This is a genomic window from Ammoniphilus sp. YIM 78166, assembly GCF_004522215.1.
GTDB lineage: Bacteria > Bacillota > Bacilli > Aneurinibacillales > RAOX-1 > YIM-78166.
The window spans coordinates 728,601-747,391 of the sequence record NZ_SDLR01000003.1 but is presented as its reverse complement, the minus strand read 5'-3'; the positions used below and the strand labels follow the sequence as shown (position 1 = coordinate 747,391).

The 18,791-nt window shown below is 42.3% G+C and carries 20 protein-coding genes; 13 read left to right on the top strand and 7 right to left on the bottom strand.

From position 1 onward, the window contains the following. Positions 1 to 263: 263 nt before the first annotated feature. The 7 genes from EIZ58_RS34865 (at position 264) to EIZ58_RS15215 (ending at position 6,731) form a co-directional block, all read left to right on the top strand. Positions 264 to 1,376, top strand: a complete 1,113-nt coding sequence (locus EIZ58_RS34865; protein WP_134701695.1) for a putative bifunctional diguanylate cyclase/phosphodiesterase — start codon at positions 264 to 266, stop codon at positions 1,374 to 1,376. Further along, positions 1,369 to 1,881: an EAL domain-containing protein gene (locus EIZ58_RS34860; RefSeq protein ID WP_255438290.1), complete on the top strand. Its 513-nt coding sequence runs from the start codon at positions 1,369 to 1,371 to the stop codon at positions 1,879 to 1,881. Before EIZ58_RS34865 ends, EIZ58_RS34860 begins: the two co-directional genes overlap by 8 nt. 24 nt (positions 1,882 to 1,905) lie before the next feature. Beyond that, positions 1,906 to 3,744, top strand: coding sequence for an SLC13 family permease (locus EIZ58_RS15235; RefSeq protein ID WP_370297696.1), 1,839 nt, complete (start codon positions 1,906 to 1,908; stop codon positions 3,742 to 3,744). A gap of 378 nt (positions 3,745 to 4,122) precedes the next feature. Beyond that, on the top strand, positions 4,123 to 4,305 hold the full coding sequence (locus tag EIZ58_RS15230; RefSeq protein WP_134701692.1) for a hypothetical protein: 183 nt from the start codon (positions 4,123 to 4,125) through the stop codon (positions 4,303 to 4,305). A gap of 205 nt (positions 4,306 to 4,510) precedes the next feature. Then, a complete protein-coding gene (locus EIZ58_RS15225) occupies positions 4,511 to 5,449 on the top strand; it encodes an NAD(P)H-dependent flavin oxidoreductase (RefSeq protein ID WP_205672242.1) in 939 nt (312 codons plus the stop codon). A gap of 125 nt (positions 5,450 to 5,574) precedes the next feature. Continuing rightward, complete coding sequence (locus EIZ58_RS15220; RefSeq protein ID WP_134701690.1) at positions 5,575 to 6,405, top strand: hypothetical protein; 831 nt, start codon at positions 5,575 to 5,577, stop codon at positions 6,403 to 6,405. Positions 6,406 to 6,494: 89 nt separating this feature from the next. Continuing rightward, a complete protein-coding gene (locus tag EIZ58_RS15215; protein WP_134701689.1) occupies positions 6,495 to 6,731 on the top strand; it encodes a hypothetical protein in 237 nt (78 codons plus the stop codon). 53 nt (positions 6,732 to 6,784) lie between these two features. Here EIZ58_RS15215 and EIZ58_RS15210 read toward each other — a convergent pair whose 3' ends face one another. Continuing rightward, positions 6,785 to 7,546, bottom strand: a complete 762-nt coding sequence (locus EIZ58_RS15210) for a divergent polysaccharide deacetylase family protein (RefSeq protein WP_134701688.1) — start codon at positions 7,544 to 7,546, stop codon at positions 6,785 to 6,787. Positions 7,547 to 7,636: 90 nt separating this feature from the next. Beyond that, positions 7,637 to 7,828 (bottom strand): hypothetical protein, encoded by a 192-nt coding sequence (locus EIZ58_RS15205; RefSeq protein WP_134701687.1) that lies wholly within the window; start codon positions 7,826 to 7,828, stop codon positions 7,637 to 7,639. Positions 7,829 to 8,019: 191 nt separating this feature from the next. Here EIZ58_RS15205 and EIZ58_RS15200 point away from each other — a divergent pair, with 191 nt between their 5' ends. The 3 genes from EIZ58_RS15200 (at position 8,020) to EIZ58_RS15190 (ending at position 10,713) form a co-directional block, all read left to right on the top strand. Continuing rightward, on the top strand, positions 8,020 to 9,033 hold the full coding sequence (locus EIZ58_RS15200) for an ABC transporter substrate-binding protein (RefSeq protein ID WP_134701686.1): 1,014 nt from the start codon (positions 8,020 to 8,022) through the stop codon (positions 9,031 to 9,033). A gap of 360 nt (positions 9,034 to 9,393) precedes the next feature. After that, the gene (locus EIZ58_RS15195; RefSeq protein ID WP_134701685.1) at positions 9,394 to 9,960 is read left to right on the top strand and encodes a spore coat protein; all 567 of its coding nucleotides are present in this window, start codon (positions 9,394 to 9,396) and stop codon (positions 9,958 to 9,960) included. A 12-nt stretch (positions 9,961 to 9,972) separates the two neighbouring features. Then, entirely contained in the window at positions 9,973 to 10,713 is a 741-nt protein-coding gene (locus EIZ58_RS15190; RefSeq protein ID WP_240689095.1) for a ferritin-like domain-containing protein, read from the top strand. 278 nt (positions 10,714 to 10,991) lie between these two features. Here EIZ58_RS15190 and EIZ58_RS15185 read toward each other — a convergent pair whose 3' ends face one another. Together EIZ58_RS15185 and EIZ58_RS15180 are read right to left on the bottom strand one after the other, a co-directional pair. Further along, positions 10,992 to 11,504: a hypothetical protein gene (locus EIZ58_RS15185; protein ID WP_134701684.1), complete on the bottom strand. Its 513-nt coding sequence runs from the start codon at positions 11,502 to 11,504 to the stop codon at positions 10,992 to 10,994. 132 nt (positions 11,505 to 11,636) lie between these two features. Further along, complete coding sequence (locus EIZ58_RS15180) at positions 11,637 to 11,927, bottom strand: hypothetical protein (RefSeq protein WP_134701683.1); 291 nt, start codon at positions 11,925 to 11,927, stop codon at positions 11,637 to 11,639. 188 nt (positions 11,928 to 12,115) lie between these two features. Between EIZ58_RS15180 and EIZ58_RS15175 the strand changes: the two genes are divergently transcribed. The 3 genes from EIZ58_RS15175 to EIZ58_RS15165 all read left to right on the top strand — a co-directional run bounded on the left by EIZ58_RS15175 (position 12,116) and on the right by EIZ58_RS15165 (position 15,454). After that, on the top strand, positions 12,116 to 13,012 hold the full coding sequence (locus tag EIZ58_RS15175) for a MerR family transcriptional regulator (protein ID WP_134701682.1): 897 nt from the start codon (positions 12,116 to 12,118) through the stop codon (positions 13,010 to 13,012). A gap of 264 nt (positions 13,013 to 13,276) precedes the next feature. Continuing rightward, a complete protein-coding gene (locus EIZ58_RS15170) occupies positions 13,277 to 14,467 on the top strand; it encodes a glycine C-acetyltransferase (RefSeq protein ID WP_134701681.1) in 1,191 nt (396 codons plus the stop codon). Between the two features lie 24 nt (positions 14,468 to 14,491). After that, the gene (locus EIZ58_RS15165; RefSeq protein WP_134701680.1) at positions 14,492 to 15,454 is read left to right on the top strand and encodes an L-threonine 3-dehydrogenase; all 963 of its coding nucleotides are present in this window, start codon (positions 14,492 to 14,494) and stop codon (positions 15,452 to 15,454) included. A gap of 51 nt (positions 15,455 to 15,505) precedes the next feature. Here EIZ58_RS15165 and htpX read toward each other — a convergent pair whose 3' ends face one another. From htpX to EIZ58_RS15150, 3 genes are all read right to left on the bottom strand, one after another. After that, on the bottom strand, positions 15,506 to 16,387 hold the full coding sequence (gene htpX / locus EIZ58_RS15160; RefSeq protein WP_134701679.1) for a protease HtpX: 882 nt from the start codon (positions 16,385 to 16,387) through the stop codon (positions 15,506 to 15,508). 83 nt (positions 16,388 to 16,470) lie between these two features. Next, positions 16,471 to 17,100, bottom strand: a complete 630-nt coding sequence (gene dapD / locus EIZ58_RS15155; protein WP_134701678.1) for a 2,3,4,5-tetrahydropyridine-2,6-dicarboxylate N-acetyltransferase — start codon at positions 17,098 to 17,100, stop codon at positions 16,471 to 16,473. A 76-nt stretch (positions 17,101 to 17,176) separates the two neighbouring features. Beyond that, positions 17,177 to 18,730 (bottom strand): ABC-F family ATP-binding cassette domain-containing protein, encoded by a 1,554-nt coding sequence (locus EIZ58_RS15150; RefSeq protein ID WP_134701677.1) that lies wholly within the window; start codon positions 18,728 to 18,730, stop codon positions 17,177 to 17,179. Positions 18,731 to 18,791 lie beyond the last annotated feature (61 nt).

The following is an 18,791-nucleotide window of genomic DNA, read 5'->3' as shown; positions in this document are numbered from 1 at the left end:
CAAAATTTAAAATTAAAATATTGATATTAGTTATCAATATTTTAATTAAACATCTGAAGGGTTCTCGACAACTTATGACAATTTTATGATTACCTGAGGAAGTGAATAAATAAAAAAAGAGTTCTATGTTACCATAATAAAACAAACATAGAATCATTTTCTCCTAAGGAGATCCTTTATGACTTTAAGATTTAAAACAGCAGCCTGCGTTTGTTGTGGAGATAGAGAGCCAGACTGACTTTTTTCTCCAAGGGAAAAAAAGCGTGGAGTGGTTTTATTTATTCCTTCTAATAATGGGCAGCCTGTTTACCATCATGATGGTTGTGTTTTTGGATCGAACCATATTGGCTCGATTATTAACCTTTACGCAACAGTTAAGTTACATCCGTCAAAACCATGATTTATCCGCACGCGTTTCATATAAGGGAAATGATGAGATCAGTAAACTGAAGAAAGAGTTTAATCGGATGATGAGCTCTATGGAAGAATACCAAAGGAAGTTATCCTATCAGGCTTATCATGATTCGCTTACTGGCTTGCCTAATCGAACCTTGTTTATGGAAAAACTAGAGCAATCTATCACACATGCTATACAGTCTAAGGAACAAGGAGCCCTATTGTTTCTTGACCTTGATGACTTCAAGCCGCTCAACGATACTTTTGGGCATGATGTAGGCGACCTGCTCTTACAGAAGGTAACCGAAAGGCTCCAGCGATGTATCCGTTCCAATGATGTGATTTCCCGATTAGGAGGAGATGAATTTACGATTTTACTACCTTCGATTCAACGCAGGGGGAAGCAGAAAAAATTAGTAAAAGCCATTCTGCATTCTCTTTCTCAGCCTTTCCAGTTAGAGGAATATCAGCTATGCATTTCTGTGAGCATTGGCCTTACTTTGTTCCTAGATGATGGGGTGGACTCCACCATCTTGATTAAGAACGGTGATCTTGCGACGCTACAAGTAAAAGAGAGAGGGGGAAACGATCTTCAATGGTATACTGATGAAATTAATCAAACATGGGATCGCAAGCTGCTCGTGGAACATCAGCTGCGACATGCTCTCGAACGAAACGAACTGATGCTGGTTTATCAACCAAAGATGGATCTGCAACAAGGCAGAATTGTGGGGGCAGAGGCACTGATAAGGTGGAAGAGCCCATTATTGGGCCAGGTTTCTCCAGCTGGATTTATTCCGATAGCTGAAGCAAGCGGACAGATTATTGAGATAGGGGAGTGGGTGCTCCGGACGGCGTGTCAACAATGGAAAATCTGGATCAATCGCGGGTTACTGCCCATCGCGATCTCGGTCAATCTTTTCGGCCTTGCAAATCAAACAGCAAGACTTCGTAGAACAAATTCAACAGATTGTGTTTGAAACCAATATGCAACCCCAATACCTTGAATTAGAAATTACTGAGACCGTCTTGATGCAAGAAGTTGATAAGACGATTCTGAAATTAAAGCAGCTTAAGGATCAAGGAATCCATCTCTCCATAGATGATTTTGGGACTGGTTATAGTTCATTAAGCTACTTGAAGCAGTTGCCGATTAATGTCAATAAGATTGATCGATCTTTTATTGCCAGTGTATCTCTCAGTACAAGCGACTCGGCCATTACGAAAGCGATTATAGATCTAGGCCATTACTTTAACCTTAGTGTAATCGCTGAAGGAGTAGAAACGTTGCAGCAGTACGAGTTCCTGCGTGAAAACGGATGCGATCAAATTCAGGGCTATTACGTAAGTGCTCCTTTGAAAGCTGATGAATTTGAGTTTTTTGCAGAGGATAAAAAAAGACCTTGTTTGAGCTGCCACGGCAGGCAAACGAGGTCTTTTTTTTACAAATTGCAGCGAGGCTGGAATCTTCCTGAATATCTATAACCCGTTCGTTGGCGGGCGCATATCATGGCACTAGATGGGGTTGAAGCAACCTCTTTTATTCGATCTTGGAAGCGAAGGGGTGTTCTTTCCATGACATGGGAGATTGCAGTAGTCATTCTCACAGTTGTCGTCATGCTCGTCTTCTTAGTTACTGAAGTAACGAGACCAGAATTTATCGTTTTTTGTGCCTTGGCATTTCTCCTGTTGACCGGACTATTAAGCCCCTCGGATGCATTGCGCGGTTTTTCGAATGAAGGGATGCTTACCGTTGCTCTGTTATTTATCGTGGCGGGTGCCGTCCAACAAAGCGGTCTCATTACACGGATCGTATCTAGGGCATTGGGGACAGGAAAAAATGAACGAAAAGCACTTGTCAGAATGATGCTTCCCATCTCGGTCCTTTCCGGCTTCTTAAACAATACCCCGATTGTAGTCATGTTTACACCCATTATCAAGAAATGGTGCAGAGACAAAAATATCTCACCCTCCAAATTCTTGCTTCCCTTATCCTACGCCACCATTTTTGGAGGGACGATAACGCTGATTGGAACCTCGACCAACTTACTAATCCACGGGATGATGTTGGAGCAGGGGATGCGCGGGTTCAGCATGTTCCAACTAGGGGTGGTAGGAATTCCGGCCTGTGTAGCGGGTATTGTCTATATGGGCACCATTGGTCATCGACTGCTTCCTTCCCGAAAAACATCAGAGGAATCGTTTATGGAAAGCACGCGGGAATTCTTATCAGAAGCCGTCGTATTAAAGGACTCACCCATTGTGGGGAAAACGGTTGAAGAAGTAGGGTTAAAGCATTTAGAGGGGCTTTATCTTATTGAGATTATTCGAAACGGACATCGCATTGCTCCCGTCCAGACCGATAGAACTCTAAGGGAAGGAGATCGTTTGATTTTTACGGGGCTCGTGTCAACCATCGTCGATCTCGAGCGGATAAAAGGACTGAAAATTGAAACAGGAACAGATCTTAAGCTGGACGATTTGCATAACGGCAATGCTTATCTTGTAGAAGCGGTGGTTTCTCATCAATCGTCCATCCTTAATCAAACGGTGAAAGAAAGCAGCTTTCGAGGGAAATACGGGGCAGGAGTGGTAGCTGTACATCGAAATCAAGAGCGAATAAAGAACAAGGTAGGGGATATACCCTTGAAGGCCGGAGATACGCTATTGCTGCTCGCGGGTAAGCAATTTATGACAAGATGGTTAAACTCAGGAGACTTTTACTTAATTTCGCCCGTACCCCAGCCTGAATGGATGAACCCTAGAAAAGGAACTTTTGCAGTCATCATTTTGCTCGCCATGGTCTTACTCGCCACGTTCGAGATTCTGTCGATGTTCAAGGCCTCAATATTGGCAGTGATCATGTTATTCCTGACTAAGACCATCACCTTTGAATCAGCTAAGAAACATATGCATTTTAATGTTCTCATTATGATTGCTTGTGCTATTGGGATCGGAATAGCCCTAGAAAAAACAGGAACGGCCGCTTGGATTGCTAATGCCTTCGTCTCTGCAACGCAAGGCTTTGGTGTCATAGGAATGCTATCCGTAATTTATCTAATTACCACTTTTTTTACGGAGATTATTACAAATAATGCAGCAGCTGTTCTGATGTTTCCAATCTCACAAGCTATAGCCCTTCAGGCCGGCGTTGACCCGATGGCTTTCTTTATAACCATTGCGATTGCAGCTTCGGCAAGCTTTGCTACTCCTATTGGGTATCAAACGAACCTCATTGTGTATGGTCCTGGTGGTTATCGTTTTTCCGACTATCTCAAAGTCGGTATTCCATTAAATCTTTTATATATGGCTATTACCATTATCATTGTCGCTTTTGTATGGCTTTAGCTCAGAAACAAGCCGAGATTCTTCCGATAAGGATCTCGGCGTAACAATAAACTAGATTCGGGATACATAATACAGTATGCCCAAGGCACAAGGAATAAGATAATAAAGGTAAAGCTTGACCTTGTGTTTCATAAAAATGCAGCTCCTTTTCATTGGATGGAAGAATAGATAACGTTTAATTTCATATTATTATACAATGTATTTTTTATATGTCAAACTATTTCATCTATTCAGTTATAACAGTAAATAAATTTAGGTAAAAACCATTCTATGCATTAATCAGAACAAAAATGACAATGTGCGCTTAACTTTTTTAAAAAAATACGTGAGTAATTTGTTAAATTGTAGTAAAGTCTATAGCAAAGGAGATGATCAAACGTGTTTAAATTAATATTTGTTGAAAATACGATTACTTATGGAAATCAAGATAAAGTAAATATGACGATGAAGAAAAAACCAGAGTGTACGGTATTGCGCCACAATATTGATGATATTAAACATGAGGTGCTAAAACTCCAACAGAACAATCCTGATGCAAAAGTTGTGTTTGTTGGCGTATAGATTCGTATTTCAGGAAGGAGGGCGTAGCCTTCCTTTTTTTTTTTAGCTACGTCGAAAATCGTTCACATTTTCAACGTCAAGTTTATTTTGCAGACGCCGATCAGATGGTATATAGTTGTAATATGATTCCTGGGGAGGAATTAAATCATTTCCGAAAAGTATAGGAGGAACACGTTTGAACATTCCAAAATTGAAAATTGCTCACATGACTCCAGAGCTGCCTATTATTCAAGGGGGTATGGGTGTTGCTGTTTCATTAAGCGGACTGGCTTCAGCGGTTGCCAACGCCGGGGGCATAGGCATTATTTCAGGCACCGGGATTCCCATTGATGAAATGAGGTCGCATATTCGACGAGCAAGAGAACTCACACAGGGCAAAGGATACATTGGGGTAAATGTATTGTTTGCAATGAAGGAATTTGCAGAAACAGTCAGAGCTGCCATGGAAGAGAAGGTAGACTTTATCATATCAGGTGCAGGATTCTCAAGAGACATGTATACATGGGGGAAGGAGTATGGAGTACCCGTAATCTCAATAGTTTCCTCCGCGAAGTTTGCCAAGCTGGCCGAGAAGCTTGGGGCTTCAGCGATCGTGGTAGAAGGGCATGAAGCGGGAGGACATCTTGGTACCGACCGTCCTTTGTTTGACATTTTGCCAGAGGTGGTGGAAGCCGTTAAGCTTCCTGTTATCGCTGCTGGGGGGATTTTAACCGGATCCGATATCGCGAAAGCCTTCTCGATGGGGGCCTCCGGTGTGCAAATGGGTACACGCTTCGTGGCAAGTGTAGAGTGCGATGCGCATCCATCCTTTAAGCAAAAGTATTTGGAGTGTAAAGAGGGAGACACAATTTTAGTCAAAACTACCGTTGGCCTTGAAGGAAGGGCCATTCGAAATGCCTTCATCGATAGGGTTTGTGAAGGGTCAAAGCTCAAAATCGAGAAGTGCCGCCAATGCTTAAAGACCTGCTCTTATCAATTTTGCACTTTAGATTCTCTCATTCGCTCGGTGAAAGGGGATGTAGAGGAAGGGCTCGTGTTTGCTGGAGCAAGGGTGCATGAGATTAAGGAAATTCTTCCAGTTAAGACCATTATGGAGAAGCTCATGAATGAATTAAGAGAGTCCATGGTACCTACTACAACTTAACTTGATTTAAAGAAGCTATCCTGTTTTTTCTAGGGTAGCTTTTTCTTTTTGTGCACGGGTCGAAATTTTAGTTAAATTAAGGTATCATAGGGAAGATACAATAATTGGATGTCTAGAGGTGCCTTATGAAAGAAGCAAATCAGGTTTGGATGATAAACGGTGAAGCGATTGAGCTTAATGAACAAACAGCAGAGATGTTGAAGGTTTTGTCCGATCCGAAGCAAGTCAAGGCGATTGCAGATGATCTTATACACTTTTCCGATACAGCAAAAGATGGATTTATCAATATACAAAACCAAGGTCTGATCAAACGTTTAATGGGCGAGGTCACTGGACGTAATTCCCAAGAAATGGCCACAGCCATCGAAAATAATAACGAAGCCATGAGGTTTTTAGGTTACTTGAGTACATGCTTATATCTCCAAAATGTGCAATGGAATGAACAGATGATCAGCCTGCAACCCATGCTAGAGGAATGGAAAGCAAACGAAGCGGAATGGAAAGGCATTGTTGAATTACAAGCTGGTTATCAGAAGGTTAAGCAGGAGCTAGAAGAGCAGCAGAAGCAATGGGTTGAACTACATACGAGACTTACCCTGTTAGGAAAAGATTGTAAAGCGATTGACCAGTGGAAAACTGAGCTGGAATATCAAGTACAGCGGATAGCTGAACAGGCAGAGGCAACAGAGAAAAAATCGAGAAAGTCCATCTCAGAATTACGCTTGCTCCAAGAAGATGTTGCCAGAGAGATGAGAGAGCAAAAAGAAAAAATGAAATTAGAACTGAAGGCCTTTCAGACTGAGGCACAGGAGTTTATGGAGAGAGAAGCCAAGCGTTCCACTTTGCTCCATGAAAGAATGACGTTACTTCAAGCCTATATAGAAATGCCTTGGTGGAGAAGAATCTTTGCACGAAGCCATCGACGCCAAATCGCAGCTACCCGAGAGACAGAATGAAAAGAGACAAGAAAGGTTCACATCTGAAGGGTCGATAACTTGCTATAATAGGAGACAGATGGAAATGCTTTTCTATGAGGAGATAAATTATGTATAAGAAAACTAAAACAGAACTAATGGAACTGGGATTTGTTTCAGTTGGATTCATTAATGGACTTGAGTATTTGTGTAAGCAGGATGAACCGGGCGAGGATGAAGAAGCGTTCACTTATATCGCAATTAATCCTGACGGAGAAGCGCTATGGTACTTTCCAAGAACAGCCTATGTCAATGAAATTGAAGCTTTAGCGATTATGAAGGATAAATTATCGCGAGCTATATCATAAAAAAGTAAGAAGCCTGATCCTAATATTTTGGGGTCAGGCTTTCTTCGTCTTCGTCAATATATAGGCACCCGTGGAACTACTAGCTCCGAAATCAATGCAAATTTGGCTTCTTTTTGGAGGGTAGGGATACTTTGTTTGAGTACGGCGGCTGTCTTCTTACCTGGCGGACCAACATGTCCAATGGCAATACAGTGAGAGTGAGCCTGTAGATGCTTGATGAGGAGACGTACTTGTTTGCTGATATGTGCTGTTCGATAAATATCATCAAGGAAGATATGATTTTCAATAACGGGAACACCTAGCTCGCCTGCGATAGATGATACGACACTTTTAGGGGTAGTTCGACTATCGAGGTAGAGGAGATTCCGTTCTTTGCATACCTCTAGAACGATTCTCATCACACGTGGATCTGCTGTTGCCTTTGACCCCATGTGGTTATTCATCCCTATTGCGTGGGGGACATCATCAATAGCTGCGTTGACTCGTTTGCGGATTTCTTCGTCTGATAAATCAGTTGTAATGGCACCAGGCCCTAACCAGCTCTTTTTGCCTTTCTTAGGCTCCATGGGCATATGGACAATAACATCATGCCCTCTTTGCTTCGCCCAATTGGCATCACGTTTCGTGGTAGGGAGAAATGGCATGACCGCGATGGTCAAAGGTACAGGCATGTCCAAAATCTCCTTTGTTCCATCCATATCATTTCCAAAATCATCGATAACAATCGCGACTCTCTTAACCGCAGATTCCTGGGCTCCTACAATACTACCTTGAAAGGACAGAAGCGTTAGTAGCAGTATGACGATCCTTATCATGCCTCATCTCCTTGTGCTTTTTTATCATGATCCCCTTAAATCAACCATTTTATGAGAAAGCAAAAAACTCCCGTGGAGGGAGTTTATCAGTTAGTGTATTCTTTTTGGCGTAATTTTAACTTTCCCTTTTAAGATATCCTGATAGGGGAATGTCCATTTCGTCTGCTTATTTCGCTCGTGAATAATAACTTCCTTTTGGTTCCATTGTTCAACCCTTCCTTGGAAGGTAAGTCCTTTCCCCCAAATGGTAACGGTAACATCTTTGCCGGAAGTATAATACATGTCCAACCCCTCCTTTGATGATCCTTAGGGCTATTATACGATAAAACAGCTATTATTGGAAGCGCTTACTACATATATTTTTGTCTATTTTGTTTTTTTTCTTATTGATGGATCGCTTTGTCTATTATATAATACAAAACATTAAGAGTTGAGTTAGTTAGTTAGTGGAGACTAGAGGAGGAGAGTTTGATATGAAAAAGTTTTTGTCATTAACAGCGGTTGGAGCTATGATTTTTCTGGCAGCTTGTGGGAGTCAGCCTTCGGGAGCGCCTGCAGAGGTGAAGACCGATGCAACGAATTCTGTTGAGAAAATAGTGAAAATTGGAATTACACAAATTGTGGAACATCCGTCACTGGATGAGGGCAGAAAGGGCTTCCTGGATGCGTTGAAGGACGCCGGTTATGAAGAGGGGAAAAATCTCAAAGTTGATATTCAAATCGCGCAAGGGGATATGAATAATAATATTACCATTGCACAAAAATTTGTAAACGACCAAGATGATCTTATTCTTGCCATCTCTACACCAAGTGCACAAGCTGCAGTCAAAGCTGCACAAAATATTCCAGTCGTATTTACTGCGGTTACCGACCCGCTGGGTGCTAAATTAGTGCCTCAAGTAGACAATCCTGGTTCAAATGTAACGGGAATGTCCGATACCCATCCCGATGGAGTAAAAAACACGGTGAAGGCAATTAAGGACTTCTTTCCTGATGCAAAGAGAGTAGGAATTATCTACAATAATGGGGAGCAAAATGCTGTATTTAACGTTGAAAAAGCAAAGGAGGCCATGAAAGAGCTAGGTTTAGAACCTGTTGAGTCAACGGCTACTAAGAGCTCTGAAGTTCAGCAGGCAGCCGAAGCCCTAATTGGCAGAGTAGATGCAATAGCTTATTTCAAAGATAATACAGTTGCTTCGGCTTTAGAGTCAGTAATCCAAGTGGCAAACCAGAACAAACTTCCATTTTTTGCAGGTGATGCCGATTCCGTTAAGCGTGGAGTATTTGCGGGTTATGGAGTCGAAGAGTATGATATCGGCTACAAGGCAGGCGAGATGGCTGTGGAAATCCTAAAAGGTAAGAACCCTGGTGAAATTTCTGTTGGGTACCCTGAAAAAACGGATCTTTACATTAACCTGAAGGCTGCTAGTGAAGCAGGTATTGAAGTAACAGAAGAAATGAAGAAAAATGCAGTCTTAATTCAATAACATCTAAAAAGTTCTTGGATAGCAAGCGCAGACGCCAGCTATTCAAGAACTTTTTTATTTGATCAAAGAACAAAATGTTCTGAATAATCATAAACTAAACAAGGGGGTGTGTAGCATGAGCGATTTGTGTGTCAATTGTGGCGAGGAACTAGCGTTAATGGAAAAAAACAGAAGTGAGTGCTGGGGATGTCAAGATAGAATTTCACTCACTGCATCGGATGATGAGATTATTTAGGGAAGTTGGACTTCCTTTTTTTATTATCCATTGTACAAGCTTCTAAAACATACGTATAAGATCTTTAATTTCTAAGATAATAAAAGAGGTGAAACAGTAAATTCCATATTTTGGAGGTTAATCAGATGACAACACGCTGGGCAGCGCATGAATTTTTAGAAACACAAGAAGCTCTAAGGTCCAAAGCAGCAACCATTGAATTATACGGTGTATTTCTCAACATGACGCAAGATGCTCACCTTCGGGATATTTTACAAAATCAGCAGCGCAGAGAAGTACAGGCTTATCAACAAGGTATGAATATGCTTTTAGGTAAAGGTGTACAAATGACCCCCCATACACCTCAAATGAACGTCTATGAGCAGCCGCAGGTGGGCCTACAGCAGCCTTCTATGCCCGCTCCTAATCCTCATGCTACAAGATTAGCTGATACTACCACTGCAACAATCCTGTTAAACATGCACAAAACAGGGGCAGCCGTGGCTATGCTATGGGCTTGTGAATGTGTAGATCCACAGGTTCGAAGCTACCACGCTACCTGTGCAAACATCTGTCAGGAGATGGCCTATGAGATCTGGCAGTTTATGAATTACAAGGGTTATTATCAAGCGCCTCAACTGGCAGATCACACTATGAATACGATGATGCAATCTTTTCAAGCTCAAAATAACGTATCAAATATGATGATTTGAAGGGACCTACATATGAACGAGCAAATGAATGAACATATGAATTCAGATATAGCAAGAATCATGACGAACATGAGTAATTTTCAAGGGGAATTTAACTTAACAAAATCGGGGTTCAATCCCCAAATGCCAGGACATCAAACAAATCACCATATGATATTCCGTCAGCAGCCAAGAACGGTTAAGCAAATAGGAGCAGGAATTGGACTTCCTTACGAAGTTAGGTTGGAAATGGCTTTAATGTTAGATGACCATCAGTGTGCGCTAACGGTTGCGTTGCACCAGTATAACAAGCACCATTGGCTTAGCGAAGGAGCCGAATCGTTTTTGAGTCTTCACGAGCTTTTTGATGAACATCGAGATAAGACAGAAAAACATATTGATATGATTGGGGAGCGCGTAGCGAGACTTGGTGGAGTTCCAACCGCGCATCCTGTAACACAGCATGAATTATCTTATATCAAGCATGAGGTTGAAGGCCGTTACACGATGAGAGATTTTATTCGAAATGACTTAGAGCATGAATTGAAAATTCAAGAAATGCTAAGAAGAACGATTGCAAGAGCTCATAACCTGCAGGACTGGGGCACAGCTGAAGTTCTTCAGGATGTTCTAGTAGATAGAGAGGACCTGGCGTATCATTTATATAGCGTTCTTGAGGATGATACGTTGGTTCGTGGCATGATCCATCTACTAGATGGTTCTGGAGATATGGCTGGAGACCGTCCGATGAATCCTAATAGTAAGCTTCAATAAATAATAAGAGGTGTCCCTTGACGGTAAGGCTTTAAGGGGCACCTCTTATTTTATATTTTTTATGCTTCCTCTTCATCAAGCAAGGACAACAATTGATGAACCAAAATGGAATAGGATGTAACGAGTAATCCTGCGCCAACACTAACCCATGTAAACAAAAATCTCTCCTCCTTCATTAGAATTTTATCCGAACACCAATCTGTCTAAATATTATCATAAAATGGGTAAAGACGGTACTCATAGTGTTAAAATTTTATTGTAGATCAAAAAGAAGCAGTCTATTTAGACTGCTTCTGGATATCTATTACGGTTCTGATATTAATCCATAATGTGCCGTCTTTAATTTCGATGTGATGGATGAATTTCCCTTGCAATTGTTCAAGATGTTTTACGGGTTCTAGATCTAAGTAGATCAGACCATCCTTGAAAAAGAGGTAAGGAGGATGGTGAAAGATTTTCTGGTTGATCCATGAGGCATTTAGAGGAGACATCCGGGAAAGTGCAAACACGAGTTTTCCATCTTGAGTAGACACGGGTTGGAGGGTAACTGAAAATGGGACTTTGATCATAAGTTTTCGCACTTCTCCACGTAGGATCAGCGAGGTATCATCTATCTGAATTTGAATTTTCTCAAAGTCCTTTAACTGCGATTGATTCAACGTAGCCTGAATCATGGAAGCTGTAATAGGAATCGATACAGATGCTGTAGTACTCTTAATCGCTTGCTGTATAACGGGCAGGCCCTCCAGACTAGAAAATGCACGTTTGATTCTTTCGACAACACTGGACATGATGCAATCCCCCTCAAGCAGGCTATACGCTATAAATATCGCGGGACTGCCCATTATATGACTAATACAAGGCATGATAAAAGAAAATGCTGCCTAAAACATGGTTTTAGGCAGCTCTGAAGCGTACTGCTGTTATATGAAAGGGGGGAAGAATGGAAAAGGTTTTTTCACGGGAGGGAATGGAATTACTCCGGAAGTTCCTGCTTCATTATTTCCTTTTAGTCCTTTGAACCCTCTAAAAACAACTCTGACCTTTCTTCCTTTTCCGTCAGTAAGCGTAATAGGCTTTCCTTTCAATCGATGAAGCAAGGCTAACAGATGAGCGATTTTATTGGTTTTTCCTCTCTTAATCCTTTTTAACGGGTTTAATTTGCCTGTTTTACCTGCTTTTAGGTGACGTAGTTTACCCCACTTTTTAGCCATTCTAAATTCCTCCTTTCCGCATTTACTTGTAGTCTATTATCCAAAGCCTCTATTGGATTGGATGTATGTCCCTTGAAACGAAAAAAAGGATCTGCTTATGGGACTCCGCTGTACAATAATTAGACTTATGTTGTACAATTTACATAGAGTGTTTTTATCTCACAATCCGTAAAGAGAGTGGTTTTTTCGTGTATACGATTAAGAAAGTCTCCGAATTAACAGGAATACCGGCAGTGACGATCCGAGCGTGGGAAAGAAGGTATGGCTTAAGTCCTTCTGAACGGACGGAAGGGGGTCATCGCCTATACACCGAAAAGGATGTGCATGACCTTAGATGGCTGAAGAAGCAAACAGAAGATGAAGGGCTAAATATTAGTCAGGCAGTGCAATTGCTGGTTCAAAAAAAGCAGCAATCCACGAAAGTGGAGAGCCTGGCCGAAAGAGAGCTAAAGGAGATGGATCTGAGTCGATTAGACATGCTCTATGAATCCTTGGTTGCACTAGATTCAAATAAGGCAAATGAAGCATTAGAGCTTTGCTTTGCTTTATGGCCTATTGAAACCGTTCTGCAAGATGTTTTGCCCGAATTGTTGAAAAGAATTGGAACAGCCTGGGAAGAAGGGAGCATATCCGTAGCTCAAGAGCATTTCGCAAGTAACTGGATTATGCATAGAATCAGTCAATTCATACGTGTTTTTCCCATCGATCAGACGTATCCTAGAGCGATTTCCTTATGTCCCTCAGGAGAGCATCACCAGGTAGGCTTACTTTTGTTTACTCTTTTTTTACGAAGAAAAGGATTGGATGTACTTTATTTAGGACCGGATACACCTGTTGACGGTCTAGCTGAAATGCTTGAAAAGCTAGAAATCGGCTTGGTTTGTATCTCCATAACTAGGGAAGAGTTGCAGTCTTATGTCCTCGACATATTAGATCGCCTTCAGTCTAAGCTGCCTACCTTAAAGTTTGCTATTGGGGGACAGGGAATGCATAAGGCCCCTGCCTCAATAAGCAAGTGGGCCATCGGTAGCACGTCTATTTCTTGGTCAGATTGGTTCGAACAACAGTTCAAAAGAGGAAGGTGAATCAGGAAAAAAGGACTTTGCACAAGCGTGCAAAGTCCTTTTGGCATTGGGACATAGTTCAAGCCCTAGGTGAGAATGCTAACGGATATATTAAAATTTTTTATAATATAGTGTCCACTTGTAGTAGACTTATCATATGATATATGGTAATTTATTTTTATTAACCATTGGTACTGAAGGGATTACTCGATTTACATAATGTCCACCACTCAAGAACATTAATGCATCAATTATATTACAACCATAAAAATGGAGGCGTATATCATGTCAAGCAATGTATTAAATCGTTTCTTAGAAGAGAATCTTGGAGATTTAAAAAACAAAGGCTTATACAATGTAATTGACCCATTGCAGAGTGCTAACGGTCCTATGATTACCATTTCAGGAAAGCAGCTTATTAACCTTTCTTCCAATAACTATTTAGGTCTGGCAACGGATGAACGACTCAAGGAAGCTGCAATTCAAGTCATTAGGGAGTTTGGGGTTGGGGCAGGAGCCGTTCGCACCATTAATGGAACTATGGAACTCCACATTAGGCTAGAGGAGAAGCTAGCTGAGTTTAAACATACGGAAGCGGCGATTGCTTATCAATCTGGTTTTAATTGTAATATGGCGGCTATCTCTGCAGTAATGGATAAAAACGACGCCATCTTGTCTGATGAATGGAATCATGCTTCTATCATTGATGGCTGCAGACTTTCTCGTGCAGAGATCATTCGATTTAATCACGCGGATATGGACGATCTAAGAGGAAAAGCTAAGCAAGCAAAAGATTCGGGAAAATACAACAAGATTATGATTATTACGGACGGTGTATTTTCTATGGATGGAGACATAGCGAAACTTCCAGAAATCGTTCAGATTGCTGAGGAGTTTGACCTCATTACCTATGTGGATGACGCACATGGATCTGGGGTATTAGGAAAAGGGGCAGGTACAGTTAAACATTTTGGTCTGTCAGATAAAGTGGACTTCCAAATCGGAACCTTATCTAAAGCCATAGGAGTCATAGGGGGATATGTTGCAGGAAAAAGAGATTTAATTGATTGGTTGAAAGTAAGAAGCCGCCCATTCCTATTTTCGACCGCCTTAACCCCCGGAGATGTAGCGGCTACTATAAAAGCCATCGACATACTAGCAGACAGCACGGAATTGCAAGAACGCCTGTGGGAAAATGCAAATTATTTGAAAAAAGGTTTAGAGGATCTTGGTTTTAATATCGGCCACAGTGAAACGCCAATTACTCCTTGCATCATTGGTGATGAAGTGAAAACGCAGGAATTCAGTAAGAAGCTTTATGACCAGGGGGTATACGCAAAAGCGATTGTCTTCCCTACGGTTCAAAGGGGTACAGGAAGAGTGCGTAACATGCCAACAGCCGCTCATACAAAAGAAATGCTAGATCAGGCTTTAGCGGTGTATCACAAGGTAGGTAAGGAAATGGGAATTATCTAAAGAGTATGTGGGAGGGGATAACTCATGAAAAAAATACTGGTAACCGGGGCTCTAGGGCAGATTGGCTCAGAGTTGGTTGTTAAATTACGCGAAGTATATGGGGAGCATAATGTGATGGCTACAGATATACGCCGCACAGACAATGAGGTCGTTTGTAACGGCCCGTTCGAGCTCTTGGATGTAACGGATGGGCGCCGCATGTTTGAAATCGCTAAGGCTCATCAAGCGGACACCCTTATCCACTTGGCTGCACTGTTATCGGCTACAGCGGAAGCAAAGCCTTTACTAGCGTGGAATCTAAATATGGGTGGACTGGTTAATGCACTGGAAGTTGCCCGTGAATTAAATTGTAAATTTTTTACCCCTAGCTCGATTGGCGCCTTTGGGCCCACTACGCCGAAGGATAATACACCCCAGGATACGATTCAAAGACCGACTACGATGTATGGGGTGAACAAAGTAGCTGGAGAGCTGCTTTGTGACTATTACTTCCAAAAATTTTCCCTGGATACACGGGGACTCCGTTTCCCAGGGTTGATATCCTATGTTACACCACCTGGTGGTGGAACAACCGACTACGCTGTAGAGATTTATTATGAAGCTGTGAAGCGTCAAGCCTATACGTCATACATCGCAAAGAACACGTTCATGGATATGATGTATATGCCAGATGCCTTAAAAGCGATCATCGATTTGATGGAAGCAGATAGTAGTCGCCTTACTCACCGCAATGCCTTTAACGTAACAGCAATGAGCGTGGATCCTGAAGCGATTGCTACTGCAATAAGACGACAGATCCCTGAATTCAAGCTCAGTTATCAGGTAGACCCGGTGAGACAAGCGATTGCAGATAGCTGGCCAAATTCCATCGATGCGACTGCATCGCGAGATGAGTGGGGATTCAAACCTGAATTTGACCTGGATAAAATGACAAAAGATATGTTGCTGAAACTAAGCCAAAAGTATAGCTTGGTGGGGGCAAGTTAAAAAAAGGGGCTGTCTCACCATTTTTTGTGAGCAGCCCTTTGTTCCCATATTTTAGCGTCCTGCTTCTAGTCTTTGAATGCGTTCGTCTAGGTCCGGATGGCTGGCAAATAATCCAGCAAGTCCTCTTTTCCCATTAATCTTTAGTGCTGCAAGCGACTTTTGTTCTGTATCCACTAGCTCAACGGTGTGTTTAAGAGACTTTAAGGCGTGAATCATGTTTTGCTTTCCGCCAAGATAAGCACCGCCTGCATCAGCGTGGAACTCACGATAGCGGGAGTAAGCCATAACAGCGATGCTTCCCAGGATCGAGAACAAAATATCAAAAATGATAACTGCCACGAAGTGGACAATAGGCGCTAGATCTTCCTTAACAAAACGTGATACGGCATAGGCGAAGATCCGAGAGAGGAATACAACAAACGTATTAATTACTCCTTGTACCAATGTCATGGTAACCATATCTCCATTGGCGATGTGAGCTACCTCATGAGCTAATACGCCAATAACAGCATCCTGATCCATCGTTTCCATTAGACCGGTAGAAACTGCAACAAGAGATCTGCTCTTGGATGGTCCGGTTGCAAAGGCATTTACTTCTGCTGATTGATAGATTCCTACTTCAGGCATCACCGTTAGTCCTGCTTTTCGAGATAAACGATGAACCTCTTCTACAAGAAAACGTTCGTGGGCATTGCGAGGCCTGTTCGGATCAATCACTTCAATTTTCATCATCCACTTCGCCATCATGCGAGACATGGCTAGGGAGATGAATGCGCCCGTGAAACCTACGACTGCACTAAATACCAGAAGAGCATTAAAATTAATCCCCTCGGCCGTTATGTAACCGCGCACTCCCAACAGGCTGGTGATAATGCTGATGGTGATGATGACAAGCATGTTAACTAGTAAAAAGAGACCAATCCTTTTAAACATAATTCTGCATTCATCCTTTCTTCGTTTCTTCCTCTTACCTATACGGAATGTTTCCTTTTTGGTTTCATTTTTAATGAAATTTTTTAATACACCCCGCTTGGAATAACCTCTTTTTCTTGAACATCTCTAGTAATAATAGATCCAGGACCAATGATGGCCCCAGCACCAATCGTTACCCCTTCTAATATCACCGCGTTTGGACCAATGACGACATTGTCCTTGATCACAACAGGCTGAGCGTGGGGAGAGGAGATGACTCCTTTAATGACTGTACCTGCTCCAATATGACAGCCTCTTCCTATCTTTGCCCGGCCCCCAATGACGGCATTCATATCAATTAAGGTTTTTGCGCCAATAGAGGCTCCAATATTAATACAGGCTCCCATCATGACAATGGCATCAGTTTCAATCGTGACGGCTTCACGGATAATGGCCCCTGGTTCAATTCGAGCTCCAAGATCCTTGGTATCGAGTAAGGTGATAGCTGAATTTCTACGGTCGGTCTCAATATGATACTCCTCGATTGCGTCGCTTTCTTGAAGCACCCCTTTGATATCTTCCCAATCACCAATCACGACACCGCCATGTCCCATGTTAATGACCTTACAATCAGGTCCAAAGTCTAGCTCAGAGAGTTGGCCTTGAATAAATACCTTTACGGGGGTTTGTGGTTTTGCATTTCGAATACGCTCTAAGATTTCTTGTGTCTCCATTTGTTAACCTCCTACCATGAATCAGATATAAGATAAAGGACTGCCCTGGAAAGGACAGCCCTATGGCTATTCAGGATTACGCGTTCTGCATAGACCACTCTTCAACATTCCACGTGGTAGTAACCCAGTCTTCGTAGAAATCTGGTTCGTGGCAAACGAGTAGAATCGTTCCTTTATACTCTTTTAATGCACGCTTTAATTCTTCTTTAGCCGTTACATCAAGATGGTTGGTCGGCTCATCGAGCAACAGCCAATTGCTCTCATTCATCATGAGCTTGCATAGGCGAACCTTTGCCTGCTCACCACCACTTAACATGTTAAGGGGGCGAGTAATATGCTCATTTTTTAGTCCGCAGCGAGCCAATGCACCGCGAACCTCGTGCTGATTAAGGTGAGAAAACTCATTCCAGACATCATCGAGAGGGGTTAAGTTTCCTGCCTTAACTTCCTGCTCAAAATAAGCAGGGTACAGGAAGTCACCCTGAAATGATGAGCCTCTGAAGGGCTGTATTTTTCCGAGGATGGTTTTGAGCAATGTTGATTTCCCTACGCCATTGCAGCCAATGATCGCTATCTTTTCTCCGCGCTCGATCGCCATGTTCATTTTGGGGAGGAGAGCGGAGGTGTAGCCAATCTCCAAATCCTTTCCTTCGAAGACGGTTTTTCCGCTGGCTCTCGATTCCTTAAAGCTAAAGGTCGGCTTGATTGCCGTTTCCGGACGATCGATTCTGTCGATTCGATCTAGCTGCTTCTGGCGGCTTTTCGCTCGTCCGGAAGTGGAATATCGAGCTTTGTTTCGCTGGATAAAATCTTCTTGTTTCTTGATGAATTCTTGTTGCTTCTCGTAGGCGTCAATATGCTGTTGTTTATTAATTCCCGACATTTCAAGGAATTTCTCATAGTTGGCTTTATAGCGAGTGAGTTTAGCGAATTCCAGATGGTAAATCACATCTACAACCTGATTCATAAACTCTGTATCATGGGATATAAGGATAAAAGCGAAAGGATAGTCCTTTAGATAGTTGGTTAACCATTCAATATGCTCAACATCTAGATAGTTAGTAGGCTCATCGAGCAGGAGAACCGTAGGTTTCTCGAGCAACAGCTTAGCGAGAAGCACCTTGGTTCGCTGCCCCCCGCTTAGAGAAGCAACATCTCTTTCTAGACCGATAGCATCGAGACCTAAGCCGTTTGCCATTTCTTCTACTTTAACGTCAGAGAGGTAGAATCCGCTCGCGTCTAAACGCTCTTGGATTTCTCCCATTTCCTCAAGAAGCACTTCAAGCTCTTCAGGTGAAGCCTCGCCCATCTTTTCTGAAATGACCATCAATTCTTTTTCTAATTCATAAAGAGGGAGAAAGGCATCTCTCAGAATGTCCCGAATCGTCTTCCCTGGAGTCAGCTTGGTATGTTGGTCAAGGTATCCATAATTGACTTTTGGAGTCCACTCTACTTTTCCGCTATCCCGCACGATCTGACCGGTAATAATATTCATAAGAGTAGATTTTCCCACTCCGTTAGCTCCAACTAGCCCCACGTGTTCTCCGGCTAGAAGTCGGAAAGCAACATTCTTAAAGAGGGTTCGATCACCAAATGTATGACTTAGATCCTCAACAGTTAATAAGCTCATCGTCTTTTCTGTGTCCTCCTGTACGTACTTTCTAATTTTCACATTTCATCTTAACTGATTT

Coding starts and splice junctions, on each gene's coding strand:
- EIZ58_RS15170 (WP_134701681.1), top strand. CDS start 13,277: ATGTCAAGCAATGTATTAAATCGTTTCTTAGAAGAGAATCTTGGAGAT.
- EIZ58_RS15215 (WP_134701689.1), top strand. CDS start 6,495: ATGTATAAGAAAACTAAAACAGAACTAATGGAACTGGGATTTGTTTCA.
- EIZ58_RS15220 (WP_134701690.1), top strand. CDS start 5,575: ATGAAAGAAGCAAATCAGGTTTGGATGATAAACGGTGAAGCGATTGAG.
- dapD (WP_134701678.1), bottom strand. CDS start 17,100: ATGGAGACACAAGAAATCTTAGAGCGTATTCGAAATGCAAAACCACAA.
- EIZ58_RS15225 (WP_205672242.1), top strand. CDS start 4,511: ATGACTCCAGAGCTGCCTATTATTCAAGGGGGTATGGGTGTTGCTGTT.
- EIZ58_RS15210 (WP_134701688.1), bottom strand. CDS start 7,546: ATGATAAGGATCGTCATACTGCTACTAACGCTTCTGTCCTTTCAAGGT.
- EIZ58_RS15235 (WP_370297696.1), top strand. CDS start 1,906: ATGGCACTAGATGGGGTTGAAGCAACCTCTTTTATTCGATCTTGGAAG.
- EIZ58_RS15150 (WP_134701677.1), bottom strand. CDS start 18,730: ATGAGCTTATTAACTGTTGAGGATCTAAGTCATACATTTGGTGATCGA.
- EIZ58_RS15195 (WP_134701685.1), top strand. CDS start 9,394: ATGACAACACGCTGGGCAGCGCATGAATTTTTAGAAACACAAGAAGCT.
- htpX (WP_134701679.1), bottom strand. CDS start 16,387: ATGTTTAAAAGGATTGGTCTCTTTTTACTAGTTAACATGCTTGTCATC.
- EIZ58_RS15165 (WP_134701680.1), top strand. CDS start 14,492: ATGAAAAAAATACTGGTAACCGGGGCTCTAGGGCAGATTGGCTCAGAG.
- EIZ58_RS15185 (WP_134701684.1), bottom strand. CDS start 11,504: ATGTCCAGTGTTGTCGAAAGAATCAAACGTGCATTTTCTAGTCTGGAG.
- EIZ58_RS15205 (WP_134701687.1), bottom strand. CDS start 7,828: ATGTATTATACTTCCGGCAAAGATGTTACCGTTACCATTTGGGGGAAA.
- EIZ58_RS15180 (WP_134701683.1), bottom strand. CDS start 11,927: ATGGCTAAAAAGTGGGGTAAACTACGTCACCTAAAAGCAGGTAAAACA.
- EIZ58_RS15200 (WP_134701686.1), top strand. CDS start 8,020: ATGAAAAAGTTTTTGTCATTAACAGCGGTTGGAGCTATGATTTTTCTG.
- EIZ58_RS15190 (WP_240689095.1), top strand. CDS start 9,973: ATGAACGAGCAAATGAATGAACATATGAATTCAGATATAGCAAGAATC.